Source organism: Vibrio hepatarius (genome assembly GCF_011806575.1).
Classification (GTDB): Bacteria; Pseudomonadota; Gammaproteobacteria; order Enterobacterales; family Vibrionaceae; genus Vibrio; species Vibrio hepatarius_A.
Genome location: NZ_JAATOO010000015.1, coordinates 98418 through 115590, shown reverse-complemented (window position 1 = coordinate 115590; position 17173 = coordinate 98418). Strand labels below are relative to the sequence as shown.

The following is a 17173-nucleotide window of genomic DNA, read 5'->3' as shown; positions in this document are numbered from 1 at the left end:
AGTGGTACCGTTCGACTGCTTGCCTCCTCGATCGCTTCTTCTTGCGCCAATTCAAAATCTTGATCATTTGCATAATCTTCGTCAGCTTTAAGCATCGCTTTGCGAAGGATACGCTCTTCAATAGCTGTCGTTTGTGTTGACTCAGAGGCCTTGTTTAGAGTGTTGATATGTTTTTCTAGCGTTGATGCAAAAGACGCTGGTGAAGAGAAGAGTCTTTTCTTAAGTAAACCGTTAACAAACTTTGTTGCCATCGCATTTTTTGCATCAGCGTTTGATAACTCACGACTTTGCGCATACTGATCAAGCTTTTTATGCATGCTGCGCTCGTGCTCAGTGAAATTAACCTCCAAAGCTTGCAACTTTCTCTTCGGATAAAGAGCCTCTCCATTTTCATCGACAAGATCGGTTTTCAAACGCCTAATCATGACTTTCTGGAGTTGTTTCTCGTTCGGTAAGATATTGCGAGAGAAACGCTGGTCATCAAGGATTTCTAACAGCGATGTAAATGACTCTGTGTAGCCATTGTGGGGTGTCGCCGTTAAAAACAACTTGTGCTGAAAGTGTGGCGAGATTTCTCGAATAATTTTTGTGCGCTGACTTGCAACAGCGTAATTCGCTGAGCCAGATGGAGCGATATTATGCGCTTCGTCAATGACCAACATATCAAACTTACGCGGGTATTCAGCCTTTGCTGGCATAGTTTCTCTGAGAAGCCTTAAACCTTCTCCACTTTTTATCCAGTCTTGCGAAGCAATAAGTCGAGGAAACGACGTCCAAGGGTTAGCATGAATCCCTCGCTCGCGGCGAAGTTGTTTCACATACTCGGTATTAACAAGTTTGAACTCCAAACCAAACTTTTCTTGCATCTCGTCTTGCCACTTCAATTGCAAAGAAGCAGGGCAAATAATGAGCACTGTTCGAGCACGGTGGCGAATTAACATCTCCTGAATAACTAAGCCGGCTTCAATGGTTTTACCTAGGCCGACATCGTCTGCTATCAGAAGATTTACACGAGCCATATTGATTGCTCGAACTAAAGGATCAAGTTGAAAGTTTTCAATGCTCACACCGCTGCGAAAAGGGGCTTGTAAGAAGTTTCTATCTGCGTTGGTAGCGGCCGCCCAACGAACTGCATCTAGAAATGCATCTAACTTGCTTGCATCATCGAAACCAGTTATTTCTGGCAAGCCTGATTTTTCGATAATGTGAGCGCCAGGCTCAATCTCCCAGATCACTTCAAGTTCTTCGCCTAAGCCATCTTCATCAATAGAGGATAACGTTACATAATTTTGCTTTGTGCGAAATAAAGTTGGGAGTTGTGAAGTTTTCACGTCAGCGACAATCCATTGTTGCTTTCTAACTTCAACCAGTTGGCCTGGTTCTGGAGTGACTGAATATTCGATGGTTTGTGTCATAGCTACTTATTGCTGATAGAGAAAGCAGCCTATGATTATAGCATTGAACACTCAGTTATGAGGAGTTACTTAAACGCTAAAGTTGCTTCACATCAATAAGTTAACTGTACATTTTTCACTCTAACATGTGCAAATCAATACTATCGAGCCTTAAAGTAAAAACTACTGATTTGGTTGCTGGTTGATATGATTCTGTAGGGAAGTACCGACTATTTCACCAAGACGCACAGGTACTGCGTTTCCAATCATTTTACCAAGGTTTTTTATCGCATATTCGCCATCTGGCTCAACAAACTCATAGTCATCAGGAAACGACTGTAAAATTGCGGCTTCCCGCAATGAAATTGCTCGGGCTTGAGTTGGGTGTCCAAAACGACCATTCCCAAAACCAAAGCACTGAGTCGTGATAGTTGGACTAGGCTCATCCCATGTCATGCGACCATAAACGCTAGCATAGCCTTTTCCACTAGCTTTCGTATGGCATTTAGCCCGTAGTTCCTCAGGCCAATCTCGCCACGTGCCTCCTGGTTTTGATGCTTTTATTCGCTTCAGATTCAACTCAGACAAACTACTTGAGCGATGCAATGGATCATGCTTGCTAACACTACCCGCCTTAATTCTTGGCAGATGTCCTATAACATCTTTGACCGTTATGTATTTGCTTTTATCGTGAGTTGGTTTTATTAATTCAATTTTCCCCAGACGGGAAGCTAATAAAACGAGCCTACTTCTAGTCTGTGCCATCCCATAGTCCGGACAAAAAACAACTCTCTCATCAACGAAGTAACCTTCTGATTTTAGGCCTTCTTTGAAGTCAGCGTAGACTTTATGCTTATTCAAATCAGGAACATTTTCCATTGTAATGAAGTCAGGTTGTGATTCTTTAACTAGGCGAGCGAACTGATAAAGTAGCCCCCATCTCTCATCTTGTTCTTTAGGTTTCGCTTGAGTGTACTTAGAGAAAGGTTGGCAAGGTGCACAGCCAGCAAGTAACGAGTATGCACTATCGTCAAATCTTGACTTAATATCTTCGGCTGTAACATCCGCTACACTTTTTAGAACAAACTCAGCACTGTTGTTGTGCTCATACGGAAATTTGCAGTTCACCTCAATATCAAACCCAGCTTTTACATCAATCCCTGCCTTTTGTAAGCCATGGGTCAGGCCTCCAGCACCACAAAATAGGTCAACACCTACGATTTTCACTTTAACTACCAAAATCAACTTTAACTTTGCGAGGACTATACCATAAATCTAGTAAAGCATCGAGCACGATAGTGAAGTGTAACTATGAACAGCAAGAATCATCGTCACTAACAAACAGCTCGTTGATTATTGTGATATATCGCTCAGCCACTGTGCCAACCTCTCGATAAGCCATCTCGAGAATCATTGATACCTGCTCGTTGTTTTCAAGAGGTACGTAGTTTTTCTCGTCCATATAAGATTCAATCGCCTTAACCTTGTCATCCCGCCCTTCTAGGAATTCACGAAAATCTTTGCTTGCTTTTGCGCTATTACATTCTCTACAGCTCGGCACCAGATTTCCGAGTCGATGCTCTCCTAGGTAAACCTTATTAATAGGGATTGCGTGCTCAATCACCAGTTCCTTTGACTCTCCACAATAAGCACATTGATGGTTGAAGTAGGCTTTGGTTGCCTGCCAATCCTCTTCAGAAAACTGCTCTGTTCCAAGGTTACTAAGGATATTTCGCACTAATAGGTTTTGAGCATTGCCTATCGCATTACCACGGTAGCGGCTATTGGCTCTGGCAGTTGGTGCTGATAGCTTGTGCGAGAGTGTTGTTCTTGATTCAAGTGACTCACTCTCCAACTGAGATTGGTCATAGTCGATGCCGATTCGTTTTAAGTATTTAACAAAGTAAACCGCATCTTTTTCAAACCACTGGCTACATGCACGAACAGTTTGCCCACGCACCAAGTAAACTTTGGTCCAGTAACGTTTGGATAAATCCGAAGGAAGGCTACTGATTGGAATCAAAAAAGGAAAGTTAAGGTTAAAATTGCGCTTGGAGTAATCAGCATCGCAAAGACGCTCGAACTCATTGTGATTTTTTTGCTCACAATACTCCAGTATCTTGGGCAGAAGTGCCTGTACTAACTTTCCAATTTTCATGTATAACCTCAACGTTAATTGCCACGACCGCCCACGTAAAGTTTATAGCCAAATATGACTTTATTAGCTAAAAAATCCTTTCACAGCGCGATCTCGAACCTGTACCCGCCATTCCAACCATTCGTTTATGTCGCTTTCAAGCCAGGCGACTGTTCGTGACCCAATTGGCACGCTTACCGGAAACTCTCCTTTTCTAATTTGGTTGTAAATAGCTGATTTACTTAAACCTGTTTTCTCTCTCACCTCGTCTAACCTCAAGAACCTCATCTCATTTTCCTCATATTAGTTTTCAACAGACGTTAAGCCCCGGCTAGGAGTATAGGGACGTCCGAGTAGGTCCACATTAAATAAAATGGCCCTGCTAAATGACTCAACCTGACCCATAAAGTCTGTTTCTTACACCCCATCCCTACATAGATTAAGTAAGTCCCAGTAGGTTTATTATCCCCAGCTAAATACGACTAGGCATTTAGTCGATTCAAACAAATTTCAGGTACATATCATCCAAGTGCGTATACCCACTAACAGGAGTTTCTATATGCACGATTTAAGTAACCGACACTATTCGTTCCATGGGCCAATATCTGCTCACCAAGTACTAGAAAAAGCCGCTGAAATAATCGCGGAGAAATATCTGAGAGGAGATGCTTTCTGCAATCCCAATGCAACGAAGGATTACATCAAGTACAGACTGGGAAGCTATGAACGGGAAGTGTTCGCTCTCATGCTTCTCGATAACCAGCATCGCCTGATTGAGTTCAACGAGCTGTTTTACGGCACGATAGACAGCGCCAGTGTTTACCCAAGAGAAGTGGTCAAAGTCTGCCTAGAAAAGAATGCAGCCGCTGTCATACTGGCTCACAACCACCCTTCAGGAGACGCAACACCATCACAGTCCGACAGGCGAATCACGCAAAGACTCAAAGACGTATTGGCCCTGATTGATGTTCGCGTACTGGACCATATCGTAGTGGGTGAAGAGTGCTACTCAATGGCAGAAGGAGGCATGCTATGAGCAATGTTTCGAAAGAGATGGCATCAGCCTTTCAGCTTGCAAGCCTACACCAGCTCACTGAGTTCATCCTGAGCTGTTACCACATTCCAGAAGACAGCAAACGTGTGGTCCTTAACTTTAAGGTCTCCAGCTTCTATACCGAGCGCTGCGGCATCCAACCAGTAGAGATACAGCTTGAACGAGCCACACCTGACTCACCATGGGAGCTTCGCTTTATTGCGACCTTTGACGCTGAGCAACGTTAATGAACATAGACCCGACGTATTCACGTTTGGTTGCCTGAAAACGTCAAACTCTTGCTCTCTTACAAAATGCCTAATAAGCTGCGCTTTTTTTAAATGTTCGGTTCACTCAAGATAACATCAGACTTGGTCAAGATCTCAAGCCGCGGATCTATAGCCCGTACCTGAAAGCCGCTTGGGACGGACACAAAAACCGGGATTTCTAATTCGATGCGTTTTTTAATGCTTATCTGCAATAGGAACCTTTGCATCAATATCACTAAGTTTATAAGTCTGCTTGTTTGACAATCTCACAAAGCATCTCCATTCATAGCTATTTGTTGCTATTAGTAGCAGAAATAGCAACAGTACGCCGCTAGAGAGATCAAAACTTCACTGAGAAACAAGACACAACACTTCTTGGTGGTAAGCTTCCAACACAGGTTAAAATGCTCATATTTTCTTAATTCATCTCCAACGTATTGACAATATTTGGGAATTCACTTAGGGTTTCTTGGACTAAATTGCAGTCGGCTACCGAGTACGTTACTCACTTTTCCGCTCCCCTCTATTGCACGGGAGGTTTCAGCTGCAAATCCGGACACTGCTCCGGTTAATTCTATATGTGAAACCTAACTCCCATTTTTATTGGAGAAAACTATGTGCAGGATAGATGCGCCATTTGGCAATCGCTCCCTCGATGAAAAAAAAGATCCCGTTGAACGTTTCGTGCAAGCACTTGATGAATTTGAAATTCAAGGTAATTTCCGAACGTTATTGATTAAACACTTTTCAGAAAACTGGATTGATGTCTTTTATAACTCGTCACGCCTTGAAGATGCGTTGACTACCGCTAACGAGCAGAACTCTGAACCAGAAAAGTGCGTGGCGCTAGCGTTTTGCCAAAATATGAACATTCGTTTTCGCTTACAGCCATTTCGTGCTGACGATTCCTATAAAGAGTCATCACTATTCAAATTTTTGACTGACGTAGCAAACACATATTTTCCAACCTCTCCTTACAGCTTCTATAAAGCGGGAATGGAAAAACACTTTAGCTCATATGGTTGGTTTGTTCGAAATCACTATGACGATGAGCTTTTTTTCACCACAGAGTTTTTCAATGATGATGCGTTTTGTTCCCTCAATGGAAATGAGAGACTGCACATTCTTTGGGGTTGCTTGTACTTTATTGCTCCACCGTTTGACAGCTTAAGATACCACTCAGACAACTCGACTTTATTTAAAGGACTACTATCGCTAGCTTCATCAAGAGATGATTCTAGTTCCCCTTGCGAACACGCTCAATCAATCCAACTAGGCATAGAATTCTTACAAACATGGCTCAAACATGATGCAGAAATGGGACGAATTTCTTGTGATTTATCTAGTTTTTTTTGGGGCACGCCATGGGAACGGCTTGAGTCACTAGTTTGGCAGAAAGACTTTGATGACGAAGAGATCAAAAGGTCTCTAACTAACTGGCTCAACAACACAAATCAGGAACTCGAGAAGGTTTTGATTCTAAGTTTTAACTTAGATAATGCTTCAGGACCAGAACTTGAACAATGGGCTAGTCAAGTTGACCGGTACTTTAACCATATATCCCATGATTTCTACAGCGAATTTGATTGGGAGACACAACGTCATGAAGAACTGGACATTCGTCGCAACAGCGAGCTGGAAGCATTATGTTCTCAGTTAAGCTCACAGCAATTAGAAACTTGGATAGGATGGTCGATCCAGCAAGACTTTGACCGCATTTTGGGCGACAAGCAAAGATCGCCAGAATTATCTAATAGCTCTGAAAAATGGGTATGCGAAACTTTTTTTGCTACCTGGAAAGATCTTTTCTTGGCAAATATGAGTGAGCTAGAAGTTGAAAAGCAACTTCGCATTTTATCGGCTCATGTCCCAGCAAGAAGGGGAGTCTCTTCTGAGTTCTATTCCGCCTGTTCTGAATGGTGGAGCGAAATGTTTCGAAGGCTTCCTGAAACAGCTAATTTTCCAAAGAGGTTAATCCCTGAATGGACTACTACTGCTATTCGTTGTTTACATGGTGAAAATCTAACTCCGTATATTGATAAAAGCATTGGTATTTTGAGAGGAGAAGTCTCTAAGTCTGACGAGACAGAAACACCTCTCTACTATAGTGATCTGCTCAGGGTTTTATTGGAAAGACTAGACAAGGTACAGCCAAGCAAATCTTTTCGTCATCGTATGTTATTAATACGTTCTTATTCGAGTTCCTTTGCTGATGAGGCGATTTCATTACGAGATCGTTCCTTCAATACGAGCACGAACCAGTGGTATGAGCCTATTAGCGACCTTGCTAAGAAACTTTTTGATAATAATGAAGTCATCAATTTGGGCGAAGCACCAGAAAACTATGAAAAAAAGTTATCGCAGCCCTATATAGCTTGTACTCACGAATTAGCTGAGTTTTGTCTGAGCCGTTTACGCCTTCGCAAAGGCGAAAAAGCGCGTGATAAACAATACGCAGTTGAACAAATAGTCGAACGATCTTCAGTTTGGCGACAAGGATACTTAAAGGCACTAACTGAGTTAGGGGTTGATCTTAACGGCAAAGTTCATAAAGCAGTGTATTTCATCAAACTGTCAGATCCTGATCCGGATGTACGTGCAATCGCAAATGAATGTTACAAAGCTGTCCGAAGGAACACAAAAAGGAACTCTACTATCGCAGATTTGAAGCGAGGCATTATTGCAGCTGAATGGTGGTTACTTATCTGCCAGCGACAAAATCTCGGTATGACAATCAATCATGAGGATGCCCTCAAAACCAGACGCAACTTAATGCGTAACCCATAAACTACATTAAATTCATCCCATCTTGGTGTACTGGAGCCCGATGCTCCTACCTCGACGCTTGCCGTCCGCCATGTAAAAACTTTACGGCCTACGATTGTAGGCCCGTCAAGGAGTATACGTATGCCAAAAATAACTCACGGTGTTGCTAACGCCAACACAATAAACAGAATGACCTCTAGTCAGTTAAATGAACTCGTAATCAACTGGCACATAACAGAGGCTTGCAACTATAACTGTACCTATTGCTTTGCTAAGTGGGGAAAACCCAATGAGCTGCATCGCTCATTGAGCTCTATTGAACAACTGCTCGACAAACTAGCCAACTACTTCATTCATGGTAACCCAGAGATCAAAAGAATGCTTGGGTACCAGGATGTACGTTTAAATTTTGCTGGTGGTGAGCCAATGATGCTAGGTAGCGCGTTCTCTGCTGCTTTAGTAATGGCGAAACAGAAAGGATTCCAAACTTCAATCATTACTAACGGTAGCTATCTGTTAAGGCGGCGTTTCGAATTACCCGTTAATACACTGGATATGATTGGTATCAGCTTCGATAGTCAACAATCCTCCGTAAGAAGAGAGTTAGGTCGTATTGATAGAAGAGGCAACTCACTAAACGAAGATGAACTTCAGCTCGCACTACAACTTCTATCGCACACCCAAAAAGGATTGAAGACAAAAATTAACACCGTTGTAAACGCTCTAAACTGTGAAGAAGACTTTACTCATCTAATTTCCAGCATAGCAGTAGACAAATGGAAAGTGCTTCAGGTGATGCCTACTGATAAGCATGAACTGTTAATTTCAGATGATCAGTTTCGTCGGTTTGTTGAGAAACATTCAGGTAAGGGCTTACCAATCTCTCCTGAGTCAAACAATACAATGACTGAGTCATACTTGATGATTGACCCAAACGGACGTTTTTATCAAAACAATAATGGTATGTCTGGTTATAGTTACAGTGAGCGTATTACTGATGTAGGTGTAGAGGCGGCATTGAGCCAAGTAAACTTCAATTGTAATCGTTTTAAGTCTCGTTACCATGTCAAAAACATGTCCAACATCTCTGATGAGGTGCTGATATGAAAAGTGAGACGTGCCTAGGGAAAGTGTCCGGAAAACTTCTAAGTGTTTACTATACGGAGTTTGAGGCACAAGTTGCCGCTGAATACTCTAGAAATGTATATGGGAATGATCTAGCACCCTATAAATGCGAGAAGTGCAGGCAATGGCATTTATCTCCAAAGTCTAGGCTTACACCTAGTAAAAAGTGCTCCAGATGCACTTCCGCTATCGGGGAATACAAAAATTCATACCCTACAAGTAAAGAAGCCAGGCTCAGAGCTAATATCATTTACGAAGAGCAAGGCATTGAGTTAGAAGTGTATAAGTGCAAGCACGGTGAAGGTTGGCATTTGACCAAAGCCAAAAGATACTAATTGCTTGGGTTAAATGTAAACATGAAGTGATGTGACGATAGAGAGAGGGCTGTACCGTAGCACGGCCCTTTTTTTCATTTCCTGTTGGTTTCCCTCTCAGCCGATAGCCCTTAAGTGCACTGCGCCAGTTACAGATAGTGAACCAACTGCCGCATCATCGATGTAACTACTCCACCACTCCATCATTTTTCGTCGGCGTTCCAGGTAATCTGTTCGATTATAGGCAGAGCGGATGGCATTACGGTCCTGGTAAGCTAAAGCTGCTTCAATGATATCCGGATCAAAACCTCTTTCATTCAACGTAGTACTGGCGAGAGAGCGCATACCATGCGCGGTGGTGCGATCTTTGAACCCGATGCGTCCCAGGGCCTTATTGATGGTCTCAGAGTCAATAGACCGCTTAGGGAAGCGCATAGATGGAAATACATGCACCCTATGCCCACTGATAGGATGTATGCGTTCCAGTATGGCAATAGTCTGATCAGTCAATGGAATGCGATGTTCACGTTTCATTTTCATCCGTGTGTCTGGAATAATCCAGAGTCGATTTTCTATGTCAATCTCATCCCAGCGAGCACCAGCAGCTTCACTTGGTCTAGTCATGGTGTGCAGCTGCCACTCAATTAAACATTTGGTAGCCAGCTGCATATTTGCAGTTGCAACTGTCTGTAGTAACTCTGTTAGTTCATCAGGTTTAAGTGCCGCCATGTGTTTCACATCAGGAGAAGCAAAAGTTTCTCCAACTCCAGATAAAACGTTGTGTTGGATCAAACCGCTATTAATAGCAAAGCGCATGATTTCATTTACCAACTGGATGGTGCGTTTTACTGTCTCCAACTTGCCTCTACGAGCAATCGGCCTAAACGCTTCCTGAACTATTATTGGCGTCAGTGACTTAACCGGGATCTCACCGAACTTAGGAAAAGCATAAAGCTCGAGCTTTCTCCAGTTACCTTGGACGGTCTTAGGTTTTAGTTTCGTCTTGGTCTTAACCCATTCATCAGCGACTGACTTGAATGTACAAGCTTGCTCTTGTTGAATCTGGGTCCTCTTCTCGATCCTGTCTAACTTAGGGTCATACCTCCCTTCAGAAGTTTGCGCATCTCAAACGCTTTGTCACGAGCACCATCAACATTGAGCATGTCTAGGCTACCCAATCCCAAGAAGGTTCTGTTTTTTGTACCTGGCTTTGTATAACGAAACTCCCAGTATTTGAGGTTGTTGGGTTTCACCAGTAGATAGAGACCTCCACTATCAGGTAAACGATAGATTCGATCTCGGCCCTGCGCTTGTTCGATTTCCTTGTCTTTCAGACGATGTATTAAGTGCGACATATTGCCCCCTGGTATGACTAAGCTACACTCAGAAAAAGTTAGATTTTTCGCGTCATACCACTTAACCCTAAGCCATTGATTTATATAAAATCTAAGCTGTAATTCATGTAATTCCCAAGTTTCTAATCACTTGGATTGGAACTTAGTAAAACAGGTTCAAATGGTATATTCCCGAAGTCGAGAAAGATTAAAACATACACTTTGTCATACCCCAAAATGGCGAACGAACTAGGACATCTTTGGACGTTATCGGACGATAACTTATTGATTTAAAAGTATAATAGGCATAAAAAAAGACGTCCTAGGACGTCTTTCTTCAAGAATGTGGCGGTGAGTGAGAGATTCGAACTCTCGATACGTTTCCGTATACACACTTTCCAGGCGTGCTCCTTCAGCCACTCGGACAACTCACCGAATCAGATTGTGGTTGGTATGTTTAACCAACGAGGCGCTAATTTAATGATTCTGCTGGATTAGGTCAAGCCTAAATCCTTAAAAAAGCGGTGCGTTAATTCCGTTTGGTTACTATCTAGCTAATTCGATCGTGTTTCGACCATATTAGATTTGATGGTAGTAGCCCGGCACGCGGAACAGCTTGCGGCAAAGATCAAGGAAGTAACCATAAAGAACCCCCATCCCACAAGAGATCACGGCATTGGTTGCAACAGCGGTGACGATTTGATCGGTTGATGCACCAACGGTAAACAAAATGGCCGCGTATACCGGTGATTGGAACAACACGTAGGCAACCAAATCAGAAAGGTTCTTCATCACGCTACTCGAAGAAAGTTTTGCACCTTGGCGAAGCATGAAATCTCTGAACACGCCGTAAGGCCAAGCTATCGCTATATTTACCGGGATAGATAGCGTTCGCGAGGCAAGTGATTGCTCAAACGTCATCCCAGAGACAAAGATTTCAATGAACATACCGGATACAAAGCAGAAGATTACCATTGCAAATGTATCGGCTGCAGCGTTGCGAATGCAAAATGGCCCACGAGATTTCATCAACTCACCTAACAAAATACTACAAACAAAAACACAACTAAAACAATAAACCAGACAAAGAACTACAAAGCAGTTCATGCCGCTATTAAAGCATTAGTTTTTCAGTTTTTGATCTCGTATTTTTTGTGAGTTATTGAATAAAAAACCAACGGAAAATACAAACTTAGTTGGATTCACTACCCAGACAGAATTAAAACAATAAAATAACAACTTTAGCCAAAATTAATTACAGAATTCAGTGGCTTGCACCGCTAGTAAATCCATATCTTGAGTCGTTGGGAATTGATTTGCATTCAAACTAATTGCAATTCGCCCTAGGCAACCATCCAGCGTCAGGTTGGCAGTGTTGCCAATGGATTGAGACAACGGCTCAAAAGCCTCCTTAGCTTTGTCCAAATCTCTATCATCGACTGCCATAAAAAAGTTCAGTAGCTGTTGCTCTACGCCCAGTTCTATCTTGTGTTGCTTTTTGCGTAAGTTAGGCTTGAACTGATAAAGCTTATCGGCAAACGCAAAGAGCGCATCGTCGAGTTCAGTCTCATCGATCGGTTTAGGGATGATAAAGTCAACACCAGCGCTCTTCATGTGAGCGCGGGTATCCTTAAACACGTCAGCGGTACAGCCAACAATCAACACTCTCGATTTGCTGCTATCTAACTTGCGAATAGCGGTTGTGGCTTCTATACCGTCCATCACTGGCATATGGTTGTCCATCAATACCAGATCATAAACATCATTTGAAATCGCATCTATGGCTTGCTCACCGTTCTCAACGCAATCGCACTCAAAACCTTTGTTCGACATAAATGTGCTAATGATGATCGAGTTGGTTCGATTGTCTTCAACGACCAAAGCTTTTAAGCCTTCATAGCGTAGCTTTCTGTCCACTTTGGTATCAGGTGTTATCGGTTCACACACATCAAGTTGAAGCAGAGCTTCAAAGCACGAGCCAACTCCTAGTTCGCTAGTCACCTGTATCGAGCCGCCCATCTTCTCGCAGAGCTGCTTTACGATCGCTAAGCCTAAACCTGTACCACCAAATCGTCTGGTAGTGGTCGACTCTGCTTGCTCAAACGGCTTAAAGATCTTTTCTTGCGATTCTTTTGCAATCCCGATCCCAGTGTCTCGCACTTTGATCTGTAAGTAGTTTTTCCCTTCAATCGTTTTTTCATTGAAATGCATTTCGACATAACCCTGCACGGCAAACTTCACCGCATTACTGAGCAGATTGAAAAGGATCTGGCGCAACCTCGCTTTATCGGCCATGTACCAACGATCACTTGGTATCTGAGAAACCACTTTGAATTTCAGTCCTTTCTCCGCACAGAGCGAAAAATAGATGCTGTTGACGCTTCCAATAATCGAGTCTAAAGGGAACGGATAGAGGTCGAGCTCAATATGACCTTGTTCGATTTTCGAGAAGTCCAAGATTTCGTTGAGCAAGGTCATCATATGGTCGCCAGACTCATACAGGGTACGTAGGTGCCGGCGTTGCTCGTCATTAAGTGGTGATTTTAATAGGATTTGCGCCGTACCTAACACACCATTCATCGGTGTTCGGATCTCATGGGATAAAGTGGCTAAAAAAGCACTTTTGGCTTTGGTAGACGCCTGCGCTTTGACTTTTTCAGCTTCTAGGAAAACGGTCTTCTGGTTAAAGGTGTTGATGAGGTGTTTGATCTCATCGTTACTGTTGTAGTGAATATCAATAATGCCGCCTTCTTTCGAGTCACCAACCTTTTGCGCGATCAACACAATGGGTTCGATGAGAAAACGGCTGATAAGAAAGTAACCAAGCATCACGCAAAGCAACATGATCGGGACAATACCCGCTTCGACTTTCGAAACCACGTCGTAAACTTGTTCGTCCACGACGCGTTTGGCGTTGACGACATCAACTCGCCATTGGAAATTACCAAAGGTCTTTTTTCCAATATAACTGTGTTCTGCCCGCCTGAAGTTATGCTCAAGAATAACGTCACCGTAACCATCGGTCAGAATAACACCAAGGTTGTACTCTTCTGCGTGACGTCTGACAAAGCTCACCAATCCTTCAAGAGAAATGTCTACTGTCGCGACTCCGGCAAATTCCCCCTCCACATAATAAGGCGACGAAGCCGTTATCATCTGCACATGCGTAAAAGGGTCGATATAAACAGGAGACCAGGACACGGTGTTAGGAGATGAGTGAGATGCAGAGGTGTACCAGTCAGTAATATCGTATCCGCCAGATTCCGGATTGTCCCAAGAGTAAATACGGTCAATAATGCCATCAGGTGTGCGATTAAAAAATAAACTTGAATAAGCAACAGTCGGGTTGATGGAGTATGGCGCAGGCCAAAGCCCTCCACTTACGGCAACACCATCGGTGAGGGAAAAGAGGCTGTATAAAAGCTGGGCTTGGTTTTGTTGTGGGCTGGGATGGCTTCCAATACTAACGATGCTTTGTAGAACACTTAACGAGTTATTAACTGGGGCGAGTATCTGGGCAGAAATCAGTTCGGTACGTAAATCGAGGTTCTTCTCTAATTGATCTCGCGTTGGCGGTTCAACCACGAAATAGCTCACCGTCCCTATTAGCGCCACCACTGCCGCTAGGTATAGCGCAAGCGCAAACATGCTTTTCTGTTTTAGCGAAGATCGAATATCCATAACCGACTGAATTTTTATTGTTTAGCAAAAATTATAGTGAATATTTAAACCCTTCAACCTTTTTATCATTTACGTCGCCTGTTACCATTACGCCATCACAACTCTCCAATATTTATGGTTATCACTTTGACGCTACAAGAACTTCTCGCTCAACCTGAGCTGCAAGATAAGCTCATCAATGAAGCTAAAACTCGTGGTTTTGTGACTGCTATGGCCGCAGCACCAAACCTGTTACCTCCTCAAGAATGGTTGCCTTTCTTATGGGGTGGTGAAGAAGTCGCACCGTTTTCTGATGGTGAGCAACTGGAAATCTACATTGAGCATATCATTGCAATGTGGAATGAATACCGCCCTGCTCTATTAGAAAATCGCTGGCAGTGGCCAGAAGCGTGTCAATTGGATGAAGAAGAGATCGTCAACGAAGCAGCACGCGATTTCTGTGAAGGATTACTGCAAGGTTGGCAACTAGCACGCGACGATTGGGAAACCATCATGCCGCAAGACAGCGAAGATAGTGCGTTACTAGGCGGTGTATTGCTGTCTGTAAGCATGCTGTACGATCCAGAAACGTCGATTGCAACGCTTGCTGAACAAGGCATTGAAGGCTTAGAGCAATTTGAAGAAATCTTCAAGTCGATCCCAATGATGCTGTGTGGCTTAACCATGCGTGGTGTGACACTCGCTCAAGCAGAATAAGCTAACCGCCGCTGTTTGTTCAGCGGCTTTTCTCAACGAATCCCGCCTCTTTATTCCAAACACACTCAATCAGTTCACACTTACATCACCAACTGATAAAAATAGAGTTACATCTTTTTATCAGCCCTGCTAATATTCGCCACCAACATTCCACCCATTAAAACTCCGTGATGCGAATTATTCGAAACAATACGAGTATGCAAAAGGTCTTGGCGATTTACGTCATTGCCGCTCTTTTGTTTCAACTTTATTTGCTCGCCACCATGGCTCTGAACCCTTCACAAGTACATAGTAAAAACTGGCTATCGAAAGCGCAGGGAGAAAAAGTCTTGTTTTGTACCGCAGAAGGTTTTAAGTGGATAGATATTAGTGAGTTAATCGCTGCCAATGACGATAGTGACACCAGTCAACACAACTATCACGATCCACTCAAGTTCAGTTGCCCTCTATTAGACGTGTGTCAACTTGCGCTGTTGATCTTCGCGATGATTGCAAGCGTTATTGCTCTGTGGTTAGTTCGTATTCAACCTCCATTCAACGCTTACCGGTATCTTAGAGTCACGCAACGAATCTATTTATCCCTAGCGCCTAAACAGTCGCCTCCTAACTTTATCTACGCGTAACAACACAAACGACATATAAAGTAAGCCCGTTTTAATGGCGGAGTCGCTCTGCGCGTACATCGTCATGCTTTAAAACTCTACGGGTTTTGCTTCACTACTTCGCCAGCCTTATTCCAATACCATCGCTGGCAACACATAAAGTTAGGATTCAAAATGAACAAATACCTTCAAACACTGTTACTAAGCGCATTCACATTCTTTAGCGTTCAGACTGTGGCTCACGAGTACAATACGGGGAATATTGAGATCGACCATCCGTGGAGTCGTGAAGCGCCTCCAACTGCAACGGTTATCGCCGGTTTTTTCCAGCTCAAGAACAACGCTCAACAAGACGACTACTTAATTAGTGCCTCAACGCCTGTCGCACCAAGGGTCGAGATTCACACCCATGAAATGTCAGACGGCATGATGCAGATGAAGCAAATTGACCGCGTTAAAATCGCAGCGCAAGAGACGGTCATGTTCAAACCGGGTAGCTACCACCTAATGATTTTCAATCCTGAAAAGGCTTATAAGCAAGGGGAACGCTTCCCGATGACGTTAGTCTTTCAAAATGCTGGCGAGGTTCAAGTCGAATTAGCAGTCGAGAAAAACGGTCACGTTCACGCCCACTAGGCGATAAAAAATGCCCCACTTAGCTAAGTGGGGCACTGGACTCCTAACGCAAGGTTACGGATAAACTTAATTGGATTTCGCGCTCGCCGCTGCTTGCCAGTCGAACGATATAACGCGCTCATCAGCGATGTAGAACAACTTACTGCCTGCAGGAATTTCACGGTCGAGGTCTGGATTCAGTTCTATCCCCTGACCGACATCAATCGCAATCAAAGTCGCGTGATAAGCTCGCTTGATATACGTAAAAATTGCTTCTACGTCCGTCGCAGGAGCGTCTTCAGGATAAAAGGTTGAATACTGTGTCATACCGCGAGTCGATGCGAGTAGTTCTTGGTGCAACGCGCTGGAACCCGGATCAACCGCCGCTTTGGCAAGCATTTCCGCGCCAACAGCGGGAATGCACTCTGCTTTCGGGCAATGTTGACTCAACAAGTTACCTAACGCTTCGTCTTTAAAATACGCCAGTAAGTGCGCGTCAGGGTTAATGTTGGCACAGTACAACGACGCCGATAATGTAATGTCATCTTCTAGGTTATCCACCACAACACAACTCGCGCTCGGTACGTTCGCTAGCTTCATTTGCTCGCTATCGGTATAACTGGTCACTTTGACGAACTGAATTTCTCCCGGCAACGGGTTTTCGATGTCAGAACGGCTGCATAATACAATCGGCCTTTTGCCCTCTTCTTCGTGTTGCAACATTCGAATCAAATGAACGGTACGCTGACCATTCCAACCCAGCAAAAGAATATGATTTTCCACGTTCACTCTCCGTTTCCCTAATACGCCCGCTCGCCAATAATCAATCGCACCGCTTGCCACTCGACCTAATATCGCAGCAAACAAACTCAATCCGCCCGGTATGACAAACAAGATGACGATCCACTTACCCAAATCTGTTGTTGGCGAATAATCGCCATAACCAACCGTTGACGCAGTGACCATCAAGTAATAGATAAATGTTGAAAGATCGTTAGTCAGATCAGTCTCGCCCGCGGTGTACAACAATACCCAAGCAATTAAGATGTATAACACGCTGAGAACCAGTAGGTTTCGGTTGCTCAGACTAAACACATTCGACTTGAACCATCTTTTAAAAACGAACCAAACGGTCATAGATACACCAGAGTCTTTGTTTAAGTCATTGAATAATGATTATATACATAAGCGACAATCGGTTACTTAG

Annotated in this window: 14 protein-coding genes, 1 tRNA gene and 1 pseudogene; 7 read left to right on the top strand and 9 right to left on the bottom strand. The window is 43.5% G+C overall.

What is annotated here, in order from left to right:
- The 4 genes from drmD to HCZ42_RS13500 form a co-directional block, all read right to left on the bottom strand.
- On the bottom strand, positions 1-1415 hold a 1415-nt coding region (gene drmD / locus HCZ42_RS13515), incomplete at its 3' end, for a DISARM system SNF2-like helicase DrmD (RefSeq protein ID WP_167421186.1).
- A gap of 162 nt (positions 1416-1577) precedes the next feature.
- Positions 1578-2621 carry a DNA cytosine methyltransferase gene (locus HCZ42_RS13510; protein ID WP_237484639.1) on the bottom strand — a complete coding sequence of 348 codons (1044 nt, stop codon included), beginning with the start codon at positions 2619-2621 and terminating at the stop codon, positions 1578-1580.
- Positions 2622-2703: 82 nt separating this feature from the next.
- The gene (locus tag HCZ42_RS13505; protein ID WP_167421184.1) at positions 2704-3552 is read right to left on the bottom strand and encodes an HNH endonuclease; all 849 of its coding nucleotides are present in this window, start codon (positions 3550-3552) and stop codon (positions 2704-2706) included.
- Positions 3553-3615: 63 nt separating this feature from the next.
- Positions 3616-3819, bottom strand: coding sequence for a helix-turn-helix transcriptional regulator (locus HCZ42_RS13500; protein WP_140338491.1), 204 nt, complete (start codon positions 3817-3819; stop codon positions 3616-3618).
- Between the two features lie 271 nt (positions 3820-4090).
- Here HCZ42_RS13500 and radC point away from each other — a divergent pair, with 271 nt between their 5' ends.
- From radC to HCZ42_RS13480, 4 genes are all read left to right on the top strand, one after another.
- Positions 4091-4567 (top strand): RadC family protein, encoded by a 477-nt coding sequence (radC, locus tag HCZ42_RS13495; RefSeq protein ID WP_167421183.1) that lies wholly within the window; start codon positions 4091-4093, stop codon positions 4565-4567.
- A complete protein-coding gene (locus HCZ42_RS13490) occupies positions 4564-4812 on the top strand; it encodes a DUF2787 family protein (RefSeq protein ID WP_254868972.1) in 249 nt (82 codons plus the stop codon). Before radC ends, HCZ42_RS13490 begins: the two co-directional genes overlap by 4 nt.
- 636 nt (positions 4813-5448) lie before the next feature.
- Positions 5449-7620: a hypothetical protein gene (locus HCZ42_RS13485; protein ID WP_167421182.1), complete on the top strand. Its 2172-nt coding sequence runs from the start codon at positions 5449-5451 to the stop codon at positions 7618-7620.
- Between the two features lie 120 nt (positions 7621-7740).
- Positions 7741-8706, top strand: coding sequence for a viperin family antiviral radical SAM protein (locus HCZ42_RS13480; protein WP_167421181.1), 966 nt, complete (start codon positions 7741-7743; stop codon positions 8704-8706).
- Between the two features lie 449 nt (positions 8707-9155).
- Here HCZ42_RS13480 and HCZ42_RS13475 read toward each other — a convergent pair.
- The 4 genes and pseudogenes from HCZ42_RS13475 to HCZ42_RS13460 all read right to left on the bottom strand — a co-directional run bounded on the left by HCZ42_RS13475 (position 9156) and on the right by HCZ42_RS13460 (position 14053).
- Positions 9156-10393 (bottom strand): annotated as a pseudogene (locus HCZ42_RS13475) (tyrosine-type recombinase/integrase).
- A gap of 325 nt (positions 10394-10718) precedes the next feature.
- Positions 10719-10806: transfer RNA gene (locus HCZ42_RS13470), tRNA-Ser, on the bottom strand.
- Positions 10807-10951: 145 nt separating this feature from the next.
- Positions 10952-11401, bottom strand: a complete 450-nt coding sequence (locus HCZ42_RS13465; RefSeq protein WP_167421180.1) for an L-alanine exporter AlaE — start codon at positions 11399-11401, stop codon at positions 10952-10954.
- A 222-nt stretch (positions 11402-11623) separates the two neighbouring features.
- Positions 11624-14053, bottom strand: a complete 2430-nt coding sequence (locus tag HCZ42_RS13460) for a hybrid sensor histidine kinase/response regulator (RefSeq protein WP_167421179.1) — start codon at positions 14051-14053, stop codon at positions 11624-11626.
- A 126-nt stretch (positions 14054-14179) separates the two neighbouring features.
- Between HCZ42_RS13460 and HCZ42_RS13455 the strand changes: the two genes are divergently transcribed.
- The 3 genes from HCZ42_RS13455 to HCZ42_RS13445 all read left to right on the top strand — a co-directional run bounded on the left by HCZ42_RS13455 (position 14180) and on the right by HCZ42_RS13445 (position 15987).
- Positions 14180-14749 carry a UPF0149 family protein gene (locus HCZ42_RS13455; protein WP_167421178.1) on the top strand — a complete coding sequence of 190 codons (570 nt, stop codon included), beginning with the start codon at positions 14180-14182 and terminating at the stop codon, positions 14747-14749.
- A gap of 197 nt (positions 14750-14946) precedes the next feature.
- A complete protein-coding gene (locus HCZ42_RS13450) occupies positions 14947-15372 on the top strand; it encodes a hypothetical protein (RefSeq protein WP_167421177.1) in 426 nt (141 codons plus the stop codon).
- A 153-nt stretch (positions 15373-15525) separates the two neighbouring features.
- Positions 15526-15987, top strand: a complete 462-nt coding sequence (locus HCZ42_RS13445) for a copper chaperone PCu(A)C (RefSeq protein WP_167421176.1) — start codon at positions 15526-15528, stop codon at positions 15985-15987.
- A gap of 66 nt (positions 15988-16053) precedes the next feature.
- Here the strand turns inward: HCZ42_RS13445 and HCZ42_RS13440 are convergent, their stop codons facing one another.
- Positions 16054-17103 (bottom strand): potassium channel protein, encoded by a 1050-nt coding sequence (locus HCZ42_RS13440; RefSeq protein WP_167421175.1) that lies wholly within the window; start codon positions 17101-17103, stop codon positions 16054-16056.
- Positions 17104-17173: the final 70 nt, after the last annotated feature.

Bases quoted from the DNA above. Each gene is read 5' to 3' on its own strand.
- HCZ42_RS13460 (WP_167421179.1), bottom strand. From the start codon at position 14,053: ATGGATATTCGATCTTCGCTAAAACAGAAAAGCATGTTTGCGCTTGCG.
- HCZ42_RS13480 (WP_167421181.1), top strand. From the start codon at position 7,741: ATGCCAAAAATAACTCACGGTGTTGCTAACGCCAACACAATAAACAGA.
- radC (WP_167421183.1), top strand. From the start codon at position 4,091: ATGCACGATTTAAGTAACCGACACTATTCGTTCCATGGGCCAATATCT.
- HCZ42_RS13500 (WP_140338491.1), bottom strand. From the start codon at position 3,819: ATGAGGTTCTTGAGGTTAGACGAGGTGAGAGAGAAAACAGGTTTAAGT.
- HCZ42_RS13490 (WP_254868972.1), top strand. From the start codon at position 4,564: ATGAGCAATGTTTCGAAAGAGATGGCATCAGCCTTTCAGCTTGCAAGC.
- HCZ42_RS13505 (WP_167421184.1), bottom strand. From the start codon at position 3,552: ATGAAAATTGGAAAGTTAGTACAGGCACTTCTGCCCAAGATACTGGAG.
- HCZ42_RS13445 (WP_167421176.1), top strand. From the start codon at position 15,526: ATGAACAAATACCTTCAAACACTGTTACTAAGCGCATTCACATTCTTT.
- HCZ42_RS13440 (WP_167421175.1), bottom strand. From the start codon at position 17,103: ATGACCGTTTGGTTCGTTTTTAAAAGATGGTTCAAGTCGAATGTGTTT.
- HCZ42_RS13450 (WP_167421177.1), top strand. From the start codon at position 14,947: ATGCAAAAGGTCTTGGCGATTTACGTCATTGCCGCTCTTTTGTTTCAA.
- HCZ42_RS13465 (WP_167421180.1), bottom strand. From the start codon at position 11,401: ATGAAATCTCGTGGGCCATTTTGCATTCGCAACGCTGCAGCCGATACA.
- HCZ42_RS13485 (WP_167421182.1), top strand. From the start codon at position 5,449: ATGTGCAGGATAGATGCGCCATTTGGCAATCGCTCCCTCGATGAAAAA.